At 69.9% G+C, this 19,693-nt stretch carries 18 protein-coding genes; 11 read left to right on the top strand and 7 right to left on the bottom strand.

The features are described from left to right. Positions 1 to 11 precede the first annotated feature (11 nt). Entirely contained in the window at positions 12 to 1,190 is a 1,179-nt protein-coding gene (locus tag ON23_RS21755; protein WP_039780434.1) for an amino acid deaminase/aldolase, read from the top strand. Here the strand turns inward: ON23_RS21755 and ON23_RS21750 are convergent. Next, entirely contained in the window at positions 1,187 to 4,501 is a 3,315-nt protein-coding gene (locus ON23_RS21750; protein WP_245556057.1) for a bifunctional RecB family nuclease/DEAD/DEAH box helicase, read from the bottom strand. The two genes, ON23_RS21755 and ON23_RS21750, sit on opposite strands and share 4 nt — an antisense overlap. 224 nt (positions 4,502 to 4,725) lie before the next feature. Here ON23_RS21750 and ON23_RS21745 point away from each other — a divergent pair, with 224 nt between their 5' ends. The 5 genes from ON23_RS21745 to ON23_RS21725 are packed head-to-tail and all read left to right on the top strand — an operon-like array spanning position 4,726 to position 8,548. Continuing rightward, positions 4,726 to 5,370 carry an alpha/beta hydrolase gene (locus ON23_RS21745; RefSeq protein WP_039780408.1) on the top strand — a complete coding sequence of 215 codons (645 nt, stop codon included), beginning with the start codon at positions 4,726 to 4,728 and terminating at the stop codon, positions 5,368 to 5,370. 15 nt (positions 5,371 to 5,385) lie between these two features. Continuing rightward, positions 5,386 to 5,820, top strand: coding sequence for a hypothetical protein (locus tag ON23_RS21740; RefSeq protein WP_051043050.1), 435 nt, complete (start codon positions 5,386 to 5,388; stop codon positions 5,818 to 5,820). Next, complete coding sequence (locus ON23_RS21735; RefSeq protein WP_039780407.1) at positions 5,813 to 7,207, top strand: WXG100 family type VII secretion target; 1,395 nt, start codon at positions 5,813 to 5,815, stop codon at positions 7,205 to 7,207. Before ON23_RS21740 ends, ON23_RS21735 begins: the two co-directional genes overlap by 8 nt. A gap of 39 nt (positions 7,208 to 7,246) precedes the next feature. Then, positions 7,247 to 8,002: an ESX secretion-associated protein EspG gene (locus ON23_RS21730; protein ID WP_039780406.1), complete on the top strand. Its 756-nt coding sequence runs from the start codon at positions 7,247 to 7,249 to the stop codon at positions 8,000 to 8,002. Between the two features lie 6 nt (positions 8,003 to 8,008). Beyond that, entirely contained in the window at positions 8,009 to 8,548 is a 540-nt protein-coding gene (locus tag ON23_RS21725) for a gamma carbonic anhydrase family protein (RefSeq protein ID WP_039780405.1), read from the top strand. A gap of 19 nt (positions 8,549 to 8,567) precedes the next feature. On the opposite strand, the gene ON23_RS21720 is transcribed toward ON23_RS21725, so the two are convergent. Together ON23_RS21720 and ON23_RS21715 are read right to left on the bottom strand one after the other, a co-directional pair. Beyond that, positions 8,568 to 9,212: a phosphoribosyltransferase gene (locus tag ON23_RS21720; RefSeq protein WP_039780404.1), complete on the bottom strand. Its 645-nt coding sequence runs from the start codon at positions 9,210 to 9,212 to the stop codon at positions 8,568 to 8,570. Positions 9,213 to 9,224: 12 nt separating this feature from the next. Next, positions 9,225 to 10,016 (bottom strand): carbon-nitrogen hydrolase family protein, encoded by a 792-nt coding sequence (locus ON23_RS21715; protein ID WP_039780432.1) that lies wholly within the window; start codon positions 10,014 to 10,016, stop codon positions 9,225 to 9,227. Between the two features lie 391 nt (positions 10,017 to 10,407). On the opposite strand from ON23_RS21715, the gene ON23_RS21710 reads away from it, so the two are divergent. Then, on the top strand, positions 10,408 to 12,258 hold the full coding sequence (locus ON23_RS21710; RefSeq protein ID WP_083904146.1) for a DEAD/DEAH box helicase: 1,851 nt from the start codon (positions 10,408 to 10,410) through the stop codon (positions 12,256 to 12,258). Here the strand turns inward: ON23_RS21710 and ON23_RS21705 are convergent. Further along, positions 12,255 to 12,896 carry a class I SAM-dependent methyltransferase gene (locus ON23_RS21705; RefSeq protein WP_039780403.1) on the bottom strand — a complete coding sequence of 214 codons (642 nt, stop codon included), beginning with the start codon at positions 12,894 to 12,896 and terminating at the stop codon, positions 12,255 to 12,257. The genes ON23_RS21710 and ON23_RS21705 overlap by 4 nt on opposite strands. A gap of 373 nt (positions 12,897 to 13,269) precedes the next feature. Here ON23_RS21705 and ON23_RS21700 point away from each other — a divergent pair, with 373 nt between their 5' ends. Together ON23_RS21700 and ON23_RS21695 are read left to right on the top strand one after the other, a co-directional pair. Next, a complete protein-coding gene (locus tag ON23_RS21700) occupies positions 13,270 to 14,442 on the top strand; it encodes an acyl-CoA dehydrogenase family protein (protein ID WP_039780402.1) in 1,173 nt (390 codons plus the stop codon). Between the two features lie 9 nt (positions 14,443 to 14,451). Beyond that, complete coding sequence (locus tag ON23_RS21695) at positions 14,452 to 15,585, top strand: acyl-CoA dehydrogenase family protein (RefSeq protein ID WP_039780401.1); 1,134 nt, start codon at positions 14,452 to 14,454, stop codon at positions 15,583 to 15,585. A gap of 75 nt (positions 15,586 to 15,660) precedes the next feature. Here ON23_RS21695 and ON23_RS38025 read toward each other — a convergent pair whose 3' ends face one another. Then, entirely contained in the window at positions 15,661 to 16,200 is a 540-nt protein-coding gene (locus ON23_RS38025; protein WP_157170262.1) for a hypothetical protein, read from the bottom strand. 285 nt (positions 16,201 to 16,485) lie between these two features. Here ON23_RS38025 and ON23_RS21685 point away from each other — a divergent pair, with 285 nt between their 5' ends. Next, positions 16,486 to 16,737: a hypothetical protein gene (locus ON23_RS21685; protein ID WP_157170261.1), complete on the top strand. Its 252-nt coding sequence runs from the start codon at positions 16,486 to 16,488 to the stop codon at positions 16,735 to 16,737. Between the two features lie 62 nt (positions 16,738 to 16,799). Continuing rightward, positions 16,800 to 17,624 carry a GNAT family N-acetyltransferase gene (locus ON23_RS36060; protein WP_143860314.1) on the top strand — a complete coding sequence of 275 codons (825 nt, stop codon included), beginning with the start codon at positions 16,800 to 16,802 and terminating at the stop codon, positions 17,622 to 17,624. Between the two features lie 6 nt (positions 17,625 to 17,630). Here the strand turns inward: ON23_RS36060 and ON23_RS21675 are convergent, their stop codons facing one another. Then, entirely contained in the window at positions 17,631 to 18,065 is a 435-nt protein-coding gene (locus tag ON23_RS21675; RefSeq protein ID WP_039780398.1) for a Cif family virulence factor, read from the bottom strand. A gap of 54 nt (positions 18,066 to 18,119) precedes the next feature. Further along, a complete protein-coding gene (locus ON23_RS21670) occupies positions 18,120 to 19,688 on the bottom strand; it encodes an FAD-dependent monooxygenase (protein WP_244969924.1) in 1,569 nt (522 codons plus the stop codon). Positions 19,689 to 19,693 lie beyond the last annotated feature (5 nt).

The raw sequence follows: 19,693 nt of genomic DNA, 5'->3' as shown, positions 1-19,693 counted from the left end.
TGGCTGATGTGGTGACACACGCGTCGCCCATCGCCGACCTGCACGCCGCCACCGCGGACCTCGACCCGCCCCTGGCCGCACTGGACCTGAGCGCGCTGCGCGCCAACGCGGCGGACCTGGTGCGCCGGGCCCGCGGCGTGCCGATCCGGGTGGCCAGTAAATCGGTGCGCTGCCGTGCGGTCCTCGAGGAAGTACTCGGACCCCAGCTCACCGGCCGCGGCGGATTCGCCGGCATCATGTCCTATTCGTTGCGCGAGGCGCTGTGGCTGGCCGGCCACGGGGCGCGCGACATTCTGCTCGGCTATCCGAGCGTCGATCGCGCCGCACTGGCCGACTTGGGCGCCGACGCCACCCTGCTCGACTCGATCACGCTGATGGTCGACGACGTCGCGCAGCTGGATCTGATTCGCGCCGCGGTCGGCGGCGCCGGAATCAGCCCGCGCGTGTGCCTGGACGTCGATGCCTCGTTGCGAGTCGGCCCGCTGCACCTGGGCGTGCGCCGATCGCCGATCCGGACGCCCGAACAGGCCGAGCGGCTGGCCCGGGTCGCGCGCGAGCGGGGGTTCCGGGTCGTGGGTGTGATGACCTACGAGGCCCAGATCGCCGGGCTGCCCGACACCAATCCCGCGGTGCGGCTGGTCAAGCGGCTCTCCGCGGCCGAAATCGGCACGCGCCGTACGCAGGTGCTGGAGGCCGTGCGTGCGGTGGCCGGTGAACTCGAGATCGTCAACAGCGGCGGCAGCGGGTCGATCGAGGTCAGTGTGGCAGCGCCCGAGGTCACCGAGGTGACCGCCGGATCCGGACTCTACGTGCCGACGCTGTTCGACGGATATCGCGCGTTCACACCCCGTCCGGCGCTGTATTTCGCGCTGCCCGTGCTGCGCCGCCCGGCCGCCGATATCGCCACCGTGTTTGCGGGCGGTTATATCGCCTCGGGTCCGGCCGGTGCGTCGCGCGTACCGAAGCCGGTGTGGCCCAAGGGTTTACGATTGATCGGCACCGAGGGGGCCGGGGAGGTGCAGACGCCGTTCACGGGCGCCGCGGACCTGGCCGTCGGGGACCGCGTGTGGATGCGCCACGCCAAGGCCGGTGAGCTGTGCGAACGGTTCGACGCCATCCACGTCGTCGATGCCGACGACCGGCGCACCACAGTGCCGACGTATCGGGGCGAGGGCCGCAACTTCGGCTAGCCGCGCCCGGTCAGTTCGAGGTAGGCGGCCAGATCGGGCAGCTGCTCGGGTGTCTCGGGCAGATAGTCCGTGAGCAACGGCGAGGCGACGACGATCGCCGACCACATCGCCCGGGAGACGGCGGTGGTCAGCCAGTGCCGGGAGAGCAGCTCGTCCATTCCGTGCGGTGCGTCGGCGGGGGCCGAGGTCGTCATCGAGATCAGGACGACCGCCGCCTCCCGGCCGCGGAAGCGATCGGCGGTGCCGACCACCACATCCTCGATCCGGGCCCGCGACAACAGCATTCGAATGCGCGCCACCTGCGCGTGATAGGGCGTAACCACCAGGATGTCGTGCGGATGCAGCCGCCGGGTGAGCACGCCCTGGCGCCACGTGCGGCCCAGTAGGGACCGGACCTGACGGACGATCTCGCGGGCCTCCTCGGCGGATTCGGTGCTGTTGCCGTGATGTTCGACCGGTACCGCGCGCACGCCCGGCGCGACGCCCTCGAGTTCGCGGGCGAGGGTCACCGTCTCGTTGGAGCGCAGCCGGCGGCCGTAGCGCAGCGACGACACCGGACCGCACACCTGCGGATGCATGCGCCAGGTGCGTTCCAGGAAATAACCGAAAGCCGTGGGCACCGTGGGGTTGTCGCCGACGATGCGGCCCAGGGCCGATTCGTGTACACGCTCCGGGTGCACGCCGGTGCCCGGTAACGGCGCCGGATCGCCGACCAGCAGCAGATTCCGTGCCGACGCACCCACCGCGATCGCCTGCGCCAGCGGGAAATACCCGGCGTCGGCGATCACCAGCAGATCCAGACTTTGCGGCGCCACCTGCTCGGCATCGGTGAAATCCGCTGTGAGACCGCCGATCACGCAACCGTTGACCGCGTTGTCGAGGAAGCGCGGATAACGGTCGGCGGCGATGCCCAGCCATTCCGGCGCCACGCTGTGCACATCCGATTTGGCGACCAGTTCGGGCAGGACGCCCACACGGACCACGGCGTCGAGCAGCACCTCGGCGGCCGAATGTGTCTGCGCCACCACACCGACGCGCCATTTGTAGCGGGTGACCAGCCGCTCGATCACCCGCGCGGTGGTGTCGAGCTTTCCGGTTCCGGAGGGCCCCTGCACCGCGAGATACGAGCAGTCGAGATCGAGCACCGCGGCGGTGATCGCGGCCGCGTAGTCGCCGAAAACCTGTGGTAGCGCGGTCGATCCGTGCAGCCGGGGCCGTCGCCGGCACAGCAGGTCGAAGGCGGCCGTCAGCGGGACGTCCGGCAGGCTGACCAGCAGATCGTGCGCCACGGCGTTCAGCGCCTGTTCCAGATTGTCGTCGCGGCCCGGCGGATCGGGCACGATGGCGACGGGCAGTTCGTCGTAGGGGGCACACCCCGGCGGCAGCAGTTCCTCCACCCGCACCACGTCGTCGAAGTTGTCGTCGAGGGCGAAACCGAGCACCGTCGCCGCGGCGGTGGCGCGCCGGCCGGGGGTGGCCGGTAGGTCGGGCACCGGCGAATCGTAGAGCGTGCGAACCGCGGTGCCCGGCGGCGGCGGGCGACCGGTGCCCAGCCGGCCGGTCAGCTTCAGATAGCGCCGCATCGGCCGGTCGTCGGTGTGCTGCCATTTGGTGTCGACGCTGGCCCAGTCCGCGACGAGAACGCCTGGCGTATCGGCCCATTCGCCGATCGGCCGGTGCAGGCGGTCCTCGTGCGCCCAGTGCAGCGGCTGCCGCTCGCGCCGGTGGTACCCCAGTACCGCGGCCATCATGGCAGCGGCTTGCTGTCCGGCGCTGCGGGTTTCGTCGTAGTCGAAGGCGAATTCGCGCAGCGCCGCCTCCACCGCGGCCGGTTGTTCGGCGAGGGTGCGACGCGGCACCGGGCAGGGCTGGATGTCGTGCTCGGCGGCCAGTTCGCAGAGTCGCTCGCGCAGGCGCAGTATTGCCGCACAGGACGATTCGAGGTCGGCGCGGATCGGTTCCGCGCCGGGGTCGAGCAGGCCGAGCACTTCCGGCAGATCGTAGGTCCGGGCGCCGATCAGCAGCGCGGAACGCACGATCGGATACAGGTCCAGCAGGGCGCCGAGTAGATCGTCGGCGGTCTCCTCGTCGGCGCCGCAGCGCGCGCACAGGTCGGCCAGCAGCGTCCGGATCGGCGAGCAGAAGTGGTAGATCCGCAGGTCGGGGTGGTGCTGCTGGCGATCGGCGAGAAATTCGAGCAGCGCCACCGGATCGTGCGTGGTGAAGGCGTGGAACAGGAACACCCCATCGCCGCCGTCCGCACTGCGGGCCGCGACGCCGACGCCGACGGCCGACCCGGCGACCGCGACGAAGACGTCGCCGGCATCGGGCGGGGCCAGCTCACCGAAGGCGGCCGCATCCGTGACCGCGTAGGCCGGGCGTCCGGTGCGCTCGCGGCGCAACTGCAGTTCGGCCTGCCGGCGCAGCGTCGAAAACGTCTGCACCGCAACGCCGGTCACCGACGAATCCGCCGCGGCGAGGCGATCGACCGTGGTGATGCCGGCATCACGCAGCTGTGCCCGCACCGACGGCCGCATGCCGGCCACCAGCAGCAGATCGCGCCCGGCCACCAGTTCGGCGGTGCAGCTCGCGCATCGCCCGCAGGCGAGGTAGCGGCGGTCTCCCCACTGCACGGGCAGCAGTTCGTCCTGTTTGGCGGTGAGGATCGCGGCGAGCCGAATCCGCCGCGCCGCGTAGACGGTCTCGGCCGGTCCGAGTTCGTGGATCCGCTCCGCGCCCGCGGCGTCCCGGATCCGGACCCACGGATCGACGTCGAACCCGTTGTCCCGCACCAGGCGCGCACACGCGGCAGCCTCCATGAGCGCCGCCACATCGGACGACGACGAGCGGACGTACAGTACGAAGGTGGTACTCGGGATCGGTGGTGCTTCGCCGACCTCGATGACGCCGGCCATCGCCCCAGCCTCGCCGGACGCGCCGATCTCGGGCAGCGTCACGGGCCGCGGCGCGCGCACCGGTGCGGGGTCGTCGCGGCGGACGAGAACGGCGCATCCGGCGGCGAAGGTTCCGTCGAAGAACGTCGCCCCGAATATCGCCGGCGCGTCGGTGCCGAGGGCGGCGACGGTGCGGTCGTGCGCACCGCGCAACTCCGAGGCGGTGGCGGCGGCCGGCGGATCGATGGTGATCACGCCGGCACCGAGGGCCGCGTACACATCGTCGAACACCTCGTCCGGCAGTGCGTCCGAGCCGAGCGGGAAGTGCGCCGAATCAGTGGCATCGGGCGAAAGGACAAGGCCCAGTTCGGTATCGAGCGCGCGCAGCAGCGCGAATTCGCAGCGCGCTGCCCTCACCAGGTCATGGGTGCTGCACACGACACGATCACCGAACAGAATCAATCGCGGCCCTCCTGAGTCCGGACACCCGCACGCGGCCGACGCCCGCTCGCGTGCCGAGTCGCGCAACAGCGTAATCATTCGAGGTCGTACGGCGTGGCGTGAGGGGGGCGTGTCGGACATCGGTCTCACTTCGCCGGGCCGGGACGGCTCTCGGCCGGCCCGCCCGTGACAATGGGCCGATGCCGTACTTCCAGGGTGCCCGCGGTCGACTGCACTATCGGCGGTGGCCGGTGCAGCGGCCGGTGGCGCTGGTGGCGTTCCTGCCCGGAACCGGCCAGCACAGCGGGCATTACCATCGGCTCGGGCGCGGCCTGGGCGCACGCGGTGTCGAGGTCTGGTGCCTGGACACCGCTGGTCAGGGGCTCAGCGAAGGCGATCCGGAGGCGCCGGGAACGCTGCCCGAACTCGCGGGTGACGCCGCCGCGCTGGTCCGGGTGTTGCGCGCCGAGCGGCCCGATCCGCCGCTGTTCCTGGCGGGCCACTCGCTCGGTGCGGCGACCTGTCTCGCATCGATGTCGCTGCCGGAGATGTCCGGGTGCGCGGGCATGGTGCTGACCGGGACCCCGAAGCGGGCCGTCGAATCGCCCGCCGCCCTCCCGCCCGGACTGCCGATTCTGGCGCTGCACGGCGTCGACGACCGTCGCGCACCGATCGACGCCGCGCGGGCGTGGTCGGCCCGGCACCCGTCGGTCGGGTTGCACGAGTACACCGATGCCGGGCACGATTTGCTGCACGAGCCGGTGCATGCGGCAGTCACCGCCGATATCGCGGAGTGGATCCGCGAGGTCGCGGACCGTCGTCACGGCGCCGCGGAAGTGGGTTGAGAAAGGGGGACCGCGATGCAGTCACAAGAGGCCGGGGATCTGCGCAACGATGTCGGTGCGCTGGTCCAGGCGGTCGACGACGGAGAGCTGTGGATCGACGGCGTACTCGTCGGCGACGGCACCCACGAGCGCTGCGCGCGCCGCTACGAGTCGCTGGCAGATCAGGTCGAGCAGCAGATCCGGACGCTCGCCGCGGCCACGTCCCTGCCGGGCTTCGGCGGTTTCGAGTCGGGACACTCGCTGCGCCGCGGCTTCGAGGGCAAAGCCGCCGACGCGGTCGATCGGTTACGCGAATACGCCGATGCCGCACGGCAATTGGCACAGACCCTGCGCGCGGCCGCGGCCGCCTACGCCCAGCACGATGCCGATGCCGCCGCGGCGATCGGCAAGGCCGCACCACCGCCGGTGGTCGTCGCGCCGTCGCAGCCGGTGGGGGTGGGACATGCATAGGGTCAGCGGCAACGGGACACCGCCGGCGCAGGGACATACCGATCCGGATTACGCCCCGACGGTCGAGATGTTCGACCACCTCACCCATCGCGATATCCAGCGTGGGGTGCAGGAATTGAATCCCGAGATCATCACCGCGGGCCGCCAGGCCTGGCAGAGTTCGGCGGCCGCCATGGCCGACGCGGTCCAGTCCGCGCACACCGAAATTCGTGGCGCCATCGCCGACGGCTGGCGCGGTGGCGCCGCGCAGCTGGCCGCCGACGCGGTGACCGCCTTCGAACGACTGGGCCAGCAGCTCTCCGACGTGATGGCGGTTGTCGGACAACGACTCGCGCAGGCCAACGACGCAGCCGAGACATTGCGCGCCTCGGTCTCGCAGCAGGTGACCGCCCATCCGGATCTGGAAGCGGCGCTGCTGGATCCGAAACAGGCCACCGCCAACGTCGCCGTGCAGAAGAGCGCCGAGAACGTGCGTCAGGACGCCGTGCGGGTGATGGATTCGGTCTACGCCGGTGTCTTCCTGCGCACCGGCGACAGTGTGCCGGCGTTTCCCGACGGCGGTATGTATCCGAATCCCGCTGTCGTACAACCGGGTGACGAGGCGACCGCGCCGGGCGGGGGCAGTGCGGATCTGATCGGGCGGGCGACGGGCGCCCGGGTGGCGCCGACGGTGGACGGACCGCAGGCCCCGGAAGCGGCGGCGGATCGGCCCGCCGCACCCGCCGACGACCCGGCCGGTGGTGATCGTTCCGGCGGTGATCGGCCTGGTGGTGATCGGCCCGGCGGTGATCAGCAGGCAACCGATCGTCCCGCGGCCGTCGCACCCGCCGCGGCCGTACCGACGCTCGCGGAGCCGTCCACCCCGGTTCCCACTCCCGTGCACGGCACGCTCGCGGCCGCCGCGGTTCCCGAGGCGCCGCTGGTCTCGAATTCAGTTGTGACACAGCCGAGACCACCGAGCACCGCGCAACCCGCCCCTGCGGCATCGGCACCCGCCGGCGGCGTGGTCCCCGCGGCCGCCGCCGTCGGTCCCGCCGGGTCGGCCACCACCCCGGCGACGGCCGCGCAGAACTCCGATTCGACCAAGCGCGACGACGACCAGGACCGCAACCCCGGCGCCGACTCGATGTCCGGAATGGGTGCGGGCATCGTGGGCGGCCTGGCCGGAGGCGCGTTCGCCGCGGGCGATGCGGTGCGGCCGGGCCCGGCGACTCCGGTGGCGGCGAAGCCGATCCGCCGCGACGACGAGGACGAGGACGAGGACTACTACTCCGAATTCGACGACGAGCCGACCTTCCTCGAACCGGCCGAGCCGGGTGGCGAACTGGTCGGAATCCTCGACCCGACCACCCCGCCCGTGCTGGGCGAATGGTCCGAGGATGACTGACCGCGCGGTGACGGCGGGGGACGAGGCGGGCCGGCGGCGGTGAAATGGACGCTGACACCCGATCAATTCGCGATGGCCTGGCAACGGATCGACGGTGACCGGATCCCGTATCCGCTCGCGGTGCGATCGTCCGCCCGCGACAGCGCCGAACGGGCCGCGCAGTTGCCGGAGCTGACCGAGTGGTGCGACCGCACCGTGGATCCCGATCTGGAGGCGGCGCTGCGGCTGCTCGCCCGGCCCACCGTATGCGTCGAGGTCTTCGGCGAATGCGGCGCGGAGGAGGCCCGCCCCGTACGGGTGCTCGGCGCGGCCGCCGGCCACATCACGGTGGTCGCGGCCCAGCGTCACGGCGACGCGGCCGATCGCGGTGGCGACGTGCGGCTGTTCGTCGGAAATTCCGCCTCCCTCGCGGCGCGGGTGGTCTCGCTGCTGCCGGAGTATCCGGCCGGAAGCGAACCGCGCCGCACGGCGCCACTGGACCGGGTGCGTGAGGACAGTCGCGATCTGGTGACGGTGCCGGTCGCCGGTCCCTCCACGACCGCCCGGATGCGGCGGTTGCTCAAACAGCCCCGCGACGGCATCGGTCAGATCGTGGTCTCCGCGCGCCGCGCCGACGACAGCGTGCGCCCGCTGGGCGTGCTGTGCTGGATCGACGTCGCGGGCGACGGCCGCTACGCGGTCCGCACCCGTGCGGACGTGGATATCGTCGGTGTCACCGCGGAAACCTTTGCCGCGCAACTGCGCCCGATGGTCGCGGCCGCGGAACGAGTGGTCGCCGACGACAACGAATGGTGAGAACGCATGCCCTGCTACGAATTCGAAGGTAAACGGCCCCAGGTGGATCCGACCGCGTTCATCGCGCCGACCGCCACCCTGATCGGCGATGTGCGCGTGGAGGCGAACGCGTCGGTCTGGTACGGGGCCGTGCTGCGCGCCGACCTCGCGCCGATCATCGTCCGCGAACGGGCGAATGTGCAGGACAACGCCGTGATTCACACCCCGCCCGACGTGCCCGTCGAGGTGGGGCCCGGCGCCACGATCGCGCACAGCGTGGTCTTGCACGGCGCGAGTGTCGGCGCGGAGGCGATCGTGGGCAACGGCAGCACGGTACTCGATATGGCCACGATCGGCGCCGGTTCGATGATCGCCGCGCACTCGCTGGTCCAGCCCGGTACCGAGATCCCCGCGGGGGTCCTGGCCGCGGGAGCCCCGGCCGAGGTCAAACGTCCCATCGCCGGCACCCAGGCCGAAGGCTGGGTCAAGATCAATCCCGGCTACTACGCCGACCTCGCGCAGCGGCATCGGAAAGGGGTGCGCGAGATCGACTCGGAGAGCGAGTGATTCGTGCCGTCGAGGGTCGTCAGCCGCCGGGCTGATGCGCGGTCGGCAGCAGGTCCAGCATCTCCTCGTCGTCGAGTTGATGGAAATCGCGATACGCCCCGCCGACTCCGCCGAGGGAGCGCGGAATCAGCGGGCACACCGTCTCCCGGGCCAGGCCGCGCAGCCGCTCCATCGCCTCGATCGAGGAGACCGGGACCGCCACCGTGATCCATCGGGGCCCGTGCGACCGCGCCACGCGGCACGCCGCGGCGACCGTCGCGCCCGTGGCCATTCCGTCGTCGACGATCACCACCGTGCGATCGCCGATCGGCACCCGCGGCACCTGCGCGCGCACCATGCGCTGCCGGCGCGACAGTTCCGCGCGCTCGGCCTCTTCCACGGCGGCGATCTGTTCGGCTCGCACGCCGGTCTGACGCAGCACGTCCTCGTTGAGGACCCGGACCCCGTCCTCGCCGATGGCCCCCATCGCCAGTTCGGGTTGCCACGGCACCCCGAGTTTCCGGACGAGCAGCACATCCAGATCCCCGCCGATGACCTCGCGCACCGCGGCCGCGACCGGCACCCCGCCGCGCGGCAGTCCCAGCACCAGGGGATGCCACGCCCGCAGGTGCGACAGCGATTCACCCAGCGTGCGACCGGCCGACCGACGATCCGGATAGATCATGGTGCCACCAGTCTATGGCTCGACCGTGAATCGGCGCAGGCTCAGGCTCGGGTTGGTGGTGCGGATCTGCCGCAGGTGATCGAGGTCGACGCGGCTGGTGGCGATACCGGGGGCATCACCGAGTTCGGCGAGCAGATTGCCGGAGGGGTCCACGATCATCGACGCACCCGCGCCGCGCGGGGCGCAGTGGTCCGCCGCGGCCACGTAGACCGTGTTCTCGATGGCACGGGCGCGCAGCAGCGTGGTCCACTGATCCAGCTTGCCCGGTCCCGGAATCCATTGCGCGGGAAGGAGCAACACCTGCGCGCCCGCGGTGGCCACCCGGCGGCAGCCCTCCGGGAAGCGCAGGTCGAAGCAGGTCTGCAGGCCGAAGGTGACGCCGTCGACGGTGAAGGTGGCGGGATCCTCGATCGGGCCGGGTGCGACCACCTCCGATTCGCGGAATCCGAACGCGTCGTAGAGATGCACCTTGCGATAGACCGCCGCGAACTCGGCATCGGGACCGGCCGCGATCAGGGTGTTGTAGATGCGGTCGGTGATCTGCCCGCCCGGCGCCTCGACGACGCCGGCGACCACGTGCACCCCGAATTCGGCGGCGAGCCCGCGCAATTCGCTCACCCACGGGCCGGTGATCGGCTCGGCCGCCGCCACCACCCGTTCGTCCAGCCGTTTCACCGCGAACATCGAATATTCCGGTGCGACAACGACTTTCGCCCCGTGCTCGGCGGCGGCGCGAACATGGTCGCGTAGCGCGGCGAGGTTGGCGGCCTTGTCGGTGTACGGCCCGAATTGCACGACCGCGATATCGACCGCCTGCGCAGGAGCCGGGGCGGGTGCGGGTCGGGCGGCGGGCCGGGATTCGAGTCCACCGGCCACCGCGGGAGCGGGCCGCCCGGCCTCCGCGGTGGTGGAGTAGGTGATCACGATCGGGACGGGGCTGCCGATCGGGTCGGCGGTGGAGGTTCCGGCGTCGGGGCGGGCGGTTCCGGGTGCGTCCGCAGTGTCGGATTCGTCACTCACGAGTGCGCCGGCGCCGTCGTGAGAATTCGGCTCGGCGGGCGCAGATGCGGTGGGCCGCAGGGGTTCGGCGGATTCCGGAACGTCGCGCAAGGGCGGCTGCTGCGGTTGCATAGGTCTCACCGTATTGGCCCGATGGTCCGGGCGGCCACCGCAAGGCATTAAACTGCTGGTCAATATGAACAACTCATCGGTCGACAGCGTGCCCGGCGGCGGGGGCGACAGGCCCGAAGGCGCAGACGAGCGCAACCACGAAGGGCCCGCGGACGCCGCCACCGGGTACCCCGGCGACAGCGGCGACGTGACCGAGCCGTCGTTCGCCGACCTCGGCATCGACGATCGGCTGCTCGCGGCGATCGCCGATGTCGGCTACGAGTCTCCGTCGCCGATCCAGGCGGCCACCATTCCGCCGCTGCTCGCCGGCGCCGACGTCGTCGGCCTGGCCCAGACCGGTACCGGTAAGACGGCGGCCTTCGCGATCCCGATTCTGATGGGCCTGGACAAGCGGCCGAAGCCGCCGCAGGCGCTGGTGCTCGCGCCGACCCGCGAGCTGGCGATCCAGGTGGCCGAGGCGTTCGGCCGCTATTCGGCACATCTGCCGGGTATCCATGTGCTGCCGATCTACGGCGGTCAGAACTACGCGGTTCAGCTGCAGGGACTGCGGCGCGGCGCGCAGGTCGTCGTCGGTACACCGGGCCGGGTCATCGACCACCTCGAACGCGGCACCCTCGATCTGACCCAGCTGCGGTATCTCGTGCTCGACGAGGCCGACGAGATGCTGAAGATGGGTTTCCAGGAGGACGTCGAACGCATTCTGCGCGATACTCCCGCGGAGAAGCAGGTCGCGCTGTTCTCGGCCACCATGCCGTCGGTGATCCGCAAGATCTCCAAGCAGTACCTCAAGGATCCGGTCGAGATCACGGTCAAGTCCAAGACCTCGACCAACACCAACATCACCCAGCGCTGGGTGCACGTCTCGCATCAGCGCAAACTCGACGCGCTGACCCGCATTCTCGAGGTCGAGCCGTTCGAGGCGATGATCATCTTCGTGCGCACCAAGCAGGCCACCGAGGAGCTGGCCGAGAAGTTGCGCGCGCGCGGTTACTCGGCCGCCGCGATCAACGGCGACATCGCGCAGAACCAGCGTGAACGCACCATCGGCCAGTTGAAGTCCGGCACCCTCGACATCCTGGTCGCCACCGATGTGGCCGCGCGCGGGCTCGACGTCGACCGCATCTCGCATGTGGTCAACTACGACATACCGCACGACACCGAGTCCTATGTGCACCGCATCGGCCGCACCGGCCGGGCCGGGCGCACCGGTGAGGCGCTGCTGTTCGTCGCGCCGCGCGAACGCCGGCTGCTGGACGCGATCGAGCGGGCCACCCGCCAGCCGCTGACCGAAATGCAGCTGCCCAGCGTCGACGATGTGAACGCCCAGCGTGTGGTCAAATTCCACGACGCGATCACGGAGAATCTGTCGTCGTCGAATCTCGCGCTGTTCCGCAAGCTGATCGAGGATTACGAGGCCGAGCACAACATCCCGCTGGCCGATATCGCCGCCGCGCTGGCGGTGGGTGGCCACGACGGGGACAACTTCTTCATGGAGGCCGAGCCCGAGCCGATCCGCCCGGCGCGCCGCGAACGCGCCCCGCGCGAGGACCGGGAGCGTCGTCCCGAGGGCGGTCCGCAGCGCCATCGCGCCACCGACGCGGAGATGGCCACCTACCGCATCGCGGTCGGCAAACGGCACCGTGTGGTCCCCGGCGCGATCGTCGGTGCCATCGCCAACGAGGGCGGTCTGCGTCGCAGCGACTTCGGCCATATCAGCATCCGCCCCGACCACAGCCTGGTCGAGCTTCCCGCCGATCTGTCCTCGGAGACCCTGGACGCGTTGCGCCGCACCAGGATCAGCGGCGTCCTCATCCAGTTGCAGCTGGACCAGGGCCCGCCGTCGCATCGTTCCCTGAGCCGCGGCCCGCGCCGCGAGGGTCCGCGCAAATACGACCGCCGTAAGCCGCGCAGCTAGTCACCGGCGCGGAAGAGGCGCCAGACGTTGTCGGCCCGGGTGCCGGAGCGGCCGTCGGGGGAGGTCAGCGTGCGTTCGACCGGCTCGCAGGTGCGAACGGTCCATTCCGCACCGAGGCGCAGGGCGTGCAGCACGCCGTCGAGGGTGGGGAAGATGGCGTCGAACGGATGTTCCTCGGGCGTCATCCAGGTCGGCCAACCGGCGTGCATGACGATCAGCAGCGTGCCGCCGGGTGCCACCGCGTCGGCGGCCCGGCGCAGGACGCCGTCCTGATCCAGGGCCACCGGTGACTGCAGGAACTGGGCGTTGATCAGGTCGTAGCCGCCGTCCGGGAAGGTGCGCCCGAGTTCGTGGCGTTCCCACGAGACGCGCTCGCTCACGCCGGCCTGCTCGGCATGGGCCGCGGCGCGTTCCAGCGCGGTCTGCGAGATGTCGACGCCGGTCACCTGCCAGCCCTGCCCGGCCAGCCAGACCGCGTCGGCGCCTTCGCCGCAGCCCAGATCCAGGGCGCGGCCCGGCCGGAGCTCCGCGGTCTCGCGGACCAGCAACGGATTCGGATTCCCGCTCCAGACTCGGTCGCTGCCGCGATACCGCTGCTCCCAGAACACCGCGGGCTCGGTGGGTGATGTGGCGGACATGAGACTCCTCGTCGCTCGGGGCGCCCGGGCGGCACCTGCGCCCAGAATCACCGGCGCGCCGGAAATCCGGCAAGAATTCTTGCCGAAACGGCAAACCGGTCCGCGATCCGGCGTGGCTCGCCCAGAGCGTTTACCGTGGCGGGGAAACCGTCGGAACCCATGCGAATTTCGATTAACTTAATCCGTGCATGGCGAATTGCGCAGGGTACGGCCATTTCGCCGCAACCTAAAGGTTCCTTCCTGAGAGCCGCGGAAGCGGACCACTCGGGATCGCGGCATCGGGCGCGATTCGTCGTTTATGATCCGGTCGACGAGCGGTTCGATTCGAGGCGTAGATTCGATTCGGACCTACGAAATACGGTGGGAGATGCCCATGAAACTTGCCCTGTCACCCGACGAGGTGGCCTTCCGGGACGAACTACGCACGTTCTTTCGGACCGAGATACCGGCCGAGATCCGGGACAAGGTCGAAAACGGCCGGGAGCTCTCCCGCGAGGACATCGTCACCGCCCACAAACTCCTGCACGCCAAGGGCATCGCGGTGCCGAAGTGGCCGGTGGAGTGGGGCGGCCAGGACTGGACCTCGATGCAGCGCCATATCTGGGAAGACGAGATGCAGCTGGCCTGCGTGCCCGAGCCGCTGACCTTCAACGCGAACATGATCGGCCCGGTCATCGCCCAATTCGGCTCGGAGGAACTCAAGCAGCGATTCCTGCCGCCGACCGCCGCCCTCGACATCTGGTGGTGCCAGGGCTTCTCCGAGCCCGACGCCGGATCCGATCTCGCCTCGCTGCGCACCACCGCGGTGCGCGACGGTGATTCCTATATCGTCAACGGCCAGAAGATCTGGACGACGCTGGCCCAGTACGCCGACTGGATCTTCTGCCTGGTGCGCACCGATCCGAATGCGCCGAAGAAGCAGGCCGGTATTTCGATGCTGCTCTTCGATATGAATTCACCGGGCGTCACCGTGCGGCCGATCAAATTGATCGACGGCCGGCACGAGGTCAACGAGGTCTTTTTCGAAAACGTGCGGGTGCCCGCCGATCAACTGGTCGGTGAGGAGAACGCGGGCTGGACCTACGCGAAATTCCTGCTCGGCAACGAGCGCACGGGTATTGCCGGCGTGGGCCGCACCAAGGTCGTCATCGCCACCGCGAAAAAGCATGCGGCACAGATTCCGACGGGCTCCGGCACGCTGCTGGAGGATCCGGTTTTCGCCGCCCGCGTCGCCGAGTTGGAGAACGAACTGCTGGCGCTCGAACTGACGCTGTTGCGGGTGGTGGCCAATTCCGCCGAGGGCAAACCGAATCCGGTGTCGTCGGTGCTGAAGTTGCGGGGTACCGAATTGCAGCAGGCGGCCACCGAGCTGATGCTCGATGTGGCGGGCCCGGACGCGGTGCCGGTCGGCGCCGACGACATCGCCGCGCCGGACTGGGCGCAGCGCACCGGACCCACCTATCTGAACTACCGCAAGACCAGCATCTACGGAGGCTCGAACGAGGTGCAGCGCACCATCATCGCCTCCACCATCCTCGGATTGTGAGGCGCTGCCATGGATTTCGAACTGACCGATGAACAGGTCATGCTGGGTGAGACGGTGCGTGATCTGCTGGCCCGTGCCTACGACCCGGAGAGCCGGCTGAAGGTACTCGACACCGAACTCGGCTGGAGTCGCGACGTCTGGTCGCAGCTGGCCGAATTGGGTGTTCTCGGACTGTCTTTCAGCGAGGAGGACGGCGGCGTCGGCGCCGGGCCCGTGGAGACGATGGTCGTCATGGAGGAGGTCGGCCGCCGTCTCGCTCCCGAACCCTTGCTGGACGCGGTCCTGTTGCCCGGCGGTCTGATCGCCTCGCTCGGCACCGCCGACCAGCGGCAGCGGATTCTGCCGGAGGTGGCCGGTGGATCCCGGCTGCTGGCCTTCGCGCACGAGGAGGCCGGTTCGCGCTGGCCGGATATCACGGTCGCGACCACGGCCGCCGCCGATGGCGACGGCTATCGGCTCTCCGGTGTGAAAAGCCGGGTGCCGCACGGTGATTGCGCCGACGAGCTGGTCGTCACCGCTGTCGGACCCGACGGTGTACTGCGGCTGTTCCTGGTGGCCGCCGGTGCCGAGGGCGTGTCCCGCACCGCCTACCGCACGTTCGACGGACGCCGGGGTGCGCAGATCGAATTCGCCTCGGCTCCGGCCGAACTGCTCGGCGCCGCCGAGGCCGGCGATGTCACCGAGGCCGTCGCCACCGCCATCGCGACCGCCCAGGCGAGCCTGTGCGCGGAATCGATCGGCGCGATGGGTGAGGCGCTGCGGCTGACCACCGAATATCTCAAGACGCGCAAGCAGTTCGGGGTCACGCTCTCGAAGTTCCAGACCCTGACCCAGCGCGCCGCCGATATGTACGTCGCGATGGAACTGGCTCGCAGCATGAGCTTCTACGCGACCGCCTCGCTGGCCGAGGGCACGGTCGATCCGATCGCGCTGTCGCGGGCCCGCCTCCAGGTCGGCCGCGGCGCCCGCCACATCGGGCAGGAAGCGGTGCAGATGCACGGTGGAATCGGTATCACCACCGAATATCCGGTCAGCCACTACGTCGCCCGGCTCACCGCCGTGGACCAGACCTTCGGTGGCCGGCGCGAACATCTGGGCGTGCTGAGCAGCCGGGTCGGGGACTACGGCCTGGTCGAACTCTGATCCGCACGCCGGGACACCGGTGAGGGTGGTGGTCGTCGCTAATCCGCGCGGCCGCCACCCTTTTCGGTGTGCCGATCAGTTGCCGGCGTCCTCGATGGTCGGCGCGCGGTAGGAATCGGTCGTAGGTTCGGATTCCTCGACCGTGCGCGGCGTGTGATGTGGCCGCGTGGTCGTCGGGGACTCGGAATCGGCGGAGGGTTCGCCGGCGGACGGTTCCGTGGTCGGGGCGGGAGTCTGCGTCGTGGTGGTCGGCGCGGGCGGTGCGAACGCCGTATAGCTCGGGTCGGCCTCGGTCGTGGTGCTGGTGGACGTCGCGGAGGTGGTGCGCCGGGCCGGCGTATTCACCGCGACGCGCCAGGTGGGGGAGGGCGGAATGATCACCGCGGGGGCGGTGGTGGTGCCGCTGCGTGTGATCGGCGTGGTGGCCACCTGCAGATCCGCGGCGAGCGGTGGCGGTGCGACGTAGACGTCCTTATGGCCGATCCCGCACGCGCCGATCAACACCAAACCCAGCGATACCGCACCGGCGGCCATTGCGGGCCCCGCGACCTTCATGTTCAGACGGCCCGGGGTCTCTTCATCGACGCGATCCCCCGTGCTCGCCCTGTCGTCCATGGATGTGGTGCTCCCTCAAACTGTTTCCGAGTGGCCTCACAGTAACCGAGAGTCGCAACCCGGGGCCAGGCATGCCGGTCGGTCCGCAAAATACCGGACGGTAACGTGAAAAGCCAACGCTTCACATAACGAAGTAATTACGTTCGGCGTGTCGGGGGCACGTGTCGCGTGGAGATTCGGTGACGGGCACGTACCGTGTGAGCGAAGTTACATGTGAGACGCGTGTTATTTGCCGGGCGAAACGGACGTTTCGACAGTCTCGGTGGGCGTCATCGAGGAGTAGTGATGGGAGCTTATTCGACATCCCCCACGCGCGCGGTGTCACAGGGTGATTCGGCTGCCGCCGGATCCGGACGCAGCGCCTGGACGATCACCTCCCGCATCGCGGCCTGGTTGATCTTCCTCGGCGGATTGGTCGGTGCGGTGCTCGGCATCGCGGGCCTTCGTGTCGAAATCACTGTCGCCGGACTGATTCTGGCCTGCACCGCCGGTCTGGTCCTGCTGAAACTTCGCGCCGACGGGCAACCATCGGCCTGAGAGTCGCCCCGTCGGGAAAAATCGGTGGGAGACGTGCTCCGACGGGCCTACCGTTGGTCGGCATGCGGATCGAGCTGACCACGGACCCGTTCGAGTTCCACACCCGCGCCGGGCACTGTCTGGCGCGAGACCCCCTGCGCCACACCGTGATTGCCACCATGGTCCGCAACGGTGTGGCCGGGGCGATGACGATCGAACCGGTATTCGCCATGGTCTGCGACGGCGATGCGGTGGTGGGCGTCGCCCTCGACACTCCCGGGCACGGCGCATATCTGGGTGATATACCCGCACCGGCGCTGCCCGGGGTGGCCGCGGCCCTGTTCGACCGGGACCCCGCCGTCGTCGCGGTCGAGGGAGATCCGCGCTCCGCATCGGAATTCGCCGGCCATTGGCAACGACTGTCCGGCAATGCCTTTCGGTTGCAATGGACGACGCGGCTCTATCGCCTCGGGGAACTGCGGCTCCCCGCCGTGCCCGGTATCGCCCGCCGCGCCGGCGACGCCGACATCGATCAGTGTGTTCGCTGGGCCGAGCGCATGCGGCGCGAGGAGGATATCGGTCCCGACCCGCGTGCGGTCCCCGATCGGATCGTCGCGGGGCAGTGGTGGCTGTGGGAGGACGCGGGTACGCCGGTATCCGTGGTCGCGCATCAGCGGCGCGCATACGGCTGGACCCGCATCGGGCCGGTCTACACTCCGCCCGAATTCCGCCGCCGCGGGTACGCTGCGGCCGCCACCGCCCAGGTGTCGAAAGTACTGCGCGACAGCGGCTCCCAGGTGTGCCTGTTCGCCGATCTCGCCAACCCGACCTCGAACAAGATCTATCAGGAGATCGGTTTCGAGCCGGTCGGCGATTTCCCGCGGTTCGTATTCGACGCGTCGCGGTGACGGCGGCTAGGCGGTGCGCCGCAGTGCCGACTTCTCCGGCTCGAACGGGGTGTTCTGAGCGGCCGCGAGCCACCACCGCCCGTCGCGTTCCACCAGCACGTACAGGGCCGTCTCGGAGAAGCCGGCGGGATCGGCTGCCCGCCTGCGGATCTGGGCCACCACCACGCCCGGCGCCGGCGTGGTCGCGGTGACCACCTCGAAGGTCGAGGGCGGTGCCACCTGTCCGGCCATCAGGCGGTGGTGGATCGGATTGAGCTGGTCGTAGCCGACGACGGTGGCGCCGAACGGGCTGCCCCACAGCACATCCGCGGCGAAGGAGTGGTCGTAGAGATCGGCATCGCCGGTCTCGCCCGCGCGTTGCAGCTCCGCGGCGAAATCGGCGGCCACCCGCTGTGCGGTGGTGCGGGCCGCCGGGTCGTCGAGGGTGGGACGGTGTGTCATGGCTGGCTCCTGTGTCGTCGGGCGCTCGGGCTACAGCCAACCTAGAAGCTCAACTCAACTCGAGGTCAAGTCGGCGGCGCGCACGGCTGCCGGATCGATGGCGTCGCCGGTGCCGTTCAGGATTCGGGACAGAGCACGGCGCACGGCGGCGGCGGGATCGTCCGGCGCGGCCGGGACCCGCCACGCGATCACCTGGTCCGGGCGGACCAGAAGCGCGCCCGTCGGTGTCGCACCGACGGTGGCGCAGCATGATCGGTCCATGCGGACGATGTCGACGGCCTGATCGCCGAGTTGCCAGTCCGGCGAATCCGGTCCGATCAGCAGTGTGAACGTCGTTCCGACCAGATCGAGAGTGGAGCGGCCGTCGGCGAGGTAGCGGTGGGGCAGCCGGGTGCCCGGCTGCCCGGTCAGATCCAGGTGGTCCATGGTGTGCGGACTGTCGTCGTCGATGAACGCGCCCGCGGGGTAGCGGGTGCCGAGAATCAGGGCGATCGGGTCGGCGAGCGGTGTGCCGTCGGTGGATTCGCGAGTCATGGTGCGCAGATTCGCGGTTCGGATACTGGATTGATCCGCGATGTACCGGCCGACGGGTCGGCGCTCGCTGTCGTAGCTGTCGAGCAACTGTGCCGGCGCCGCGCCACGCAGCACCAGCGCCAGTTTCCAGGCCAGGTTGTGGCCGTCCTGGATACCGGTATTGGCGCCCGCGGCCGCGTAGGGCGGCATCACGTGCGCCGCGTCGCCGGCCAGGAAAACCCGGCCCGACCGGAACGTGTCGGCGATGAACATTCCGGGCTCCCAGGGCAGGACGCTCAGCACTTCGACATCGATGTCAGGGACTCCGATCGCCTCACGCAGCAGTTCGGGCCAGCGGCCGGCGGGACGGTCGACCTCTGCCGAACTGGTGAAGATCCATCGCCGGGCACCGTCCACCGAGGCGAAAGCGCCGGGGATGCGGTCGTTCTCGATCTGGCACAGGTTGAATTCGCGGCCGCGCACCAACTCCGCCAGATCCGCGCGGAAATACACGTTCACCGCGCGGCCCAGGGTGCCGCGGCCGTGGCGGCCGATATTCAGCCGCTCGCGGATCGGGCTGTGCGCGCCGTCCGCCGCGACGAGATACGACGCTCGCACGGTGTCGACGCGTTCCGGGCCCGTACACAGTGTCGCGGTGAGACCCGTGGCGTCCTCGGCGATGTCGACGCATTCGACCCCGAAGCGGACATCGCAGCCGCGTGCCTGCGCCAGCTCGCGCAGGACGGGTTCCAGCCGATCCTGCGCGCACAGGCAGGCCGAGGCGGGCGTGATCGCATCCCAGTCCGGCAGACCGCCCGGGAATGTGAACGGCAGCCGCTGCGCCCGGGCCAGTGTGGGGCCCGCCGCCATCGCCTGATGCGCCGAGAGTCCACGGGCCGCCTGCTCGACCGCCTCGGCGATACCGATCCGGCGGAACAGTTCCATCGTGCGGATATTGATCCGGCGCGCCTTCGGCTGGGCCGAGGTGGTGGTCCGGCGTTCGACCAGCACCACCGGCACGCCCTGATGCTTCAGGAACAGTGCGGCCGTCAGGCCGGTCAATCCGCCGCCGACGATCAGGACCGGGTCTGCGTGTACGTCGTACATCATGTGTA

The organism is Nocardia cerradoensis NBRC 101014 (genome assembly GCF_000308535.1).
Lineage (GTDB): Bacteria > Actinomycetota > Actinomycetes > Mycobacteriales > Mycobacteriaceae > Nocardia > Nocardia cerradoensis.
This window is presented reverse-complemented; position numbering and strand designations above follow the sequence as displayed.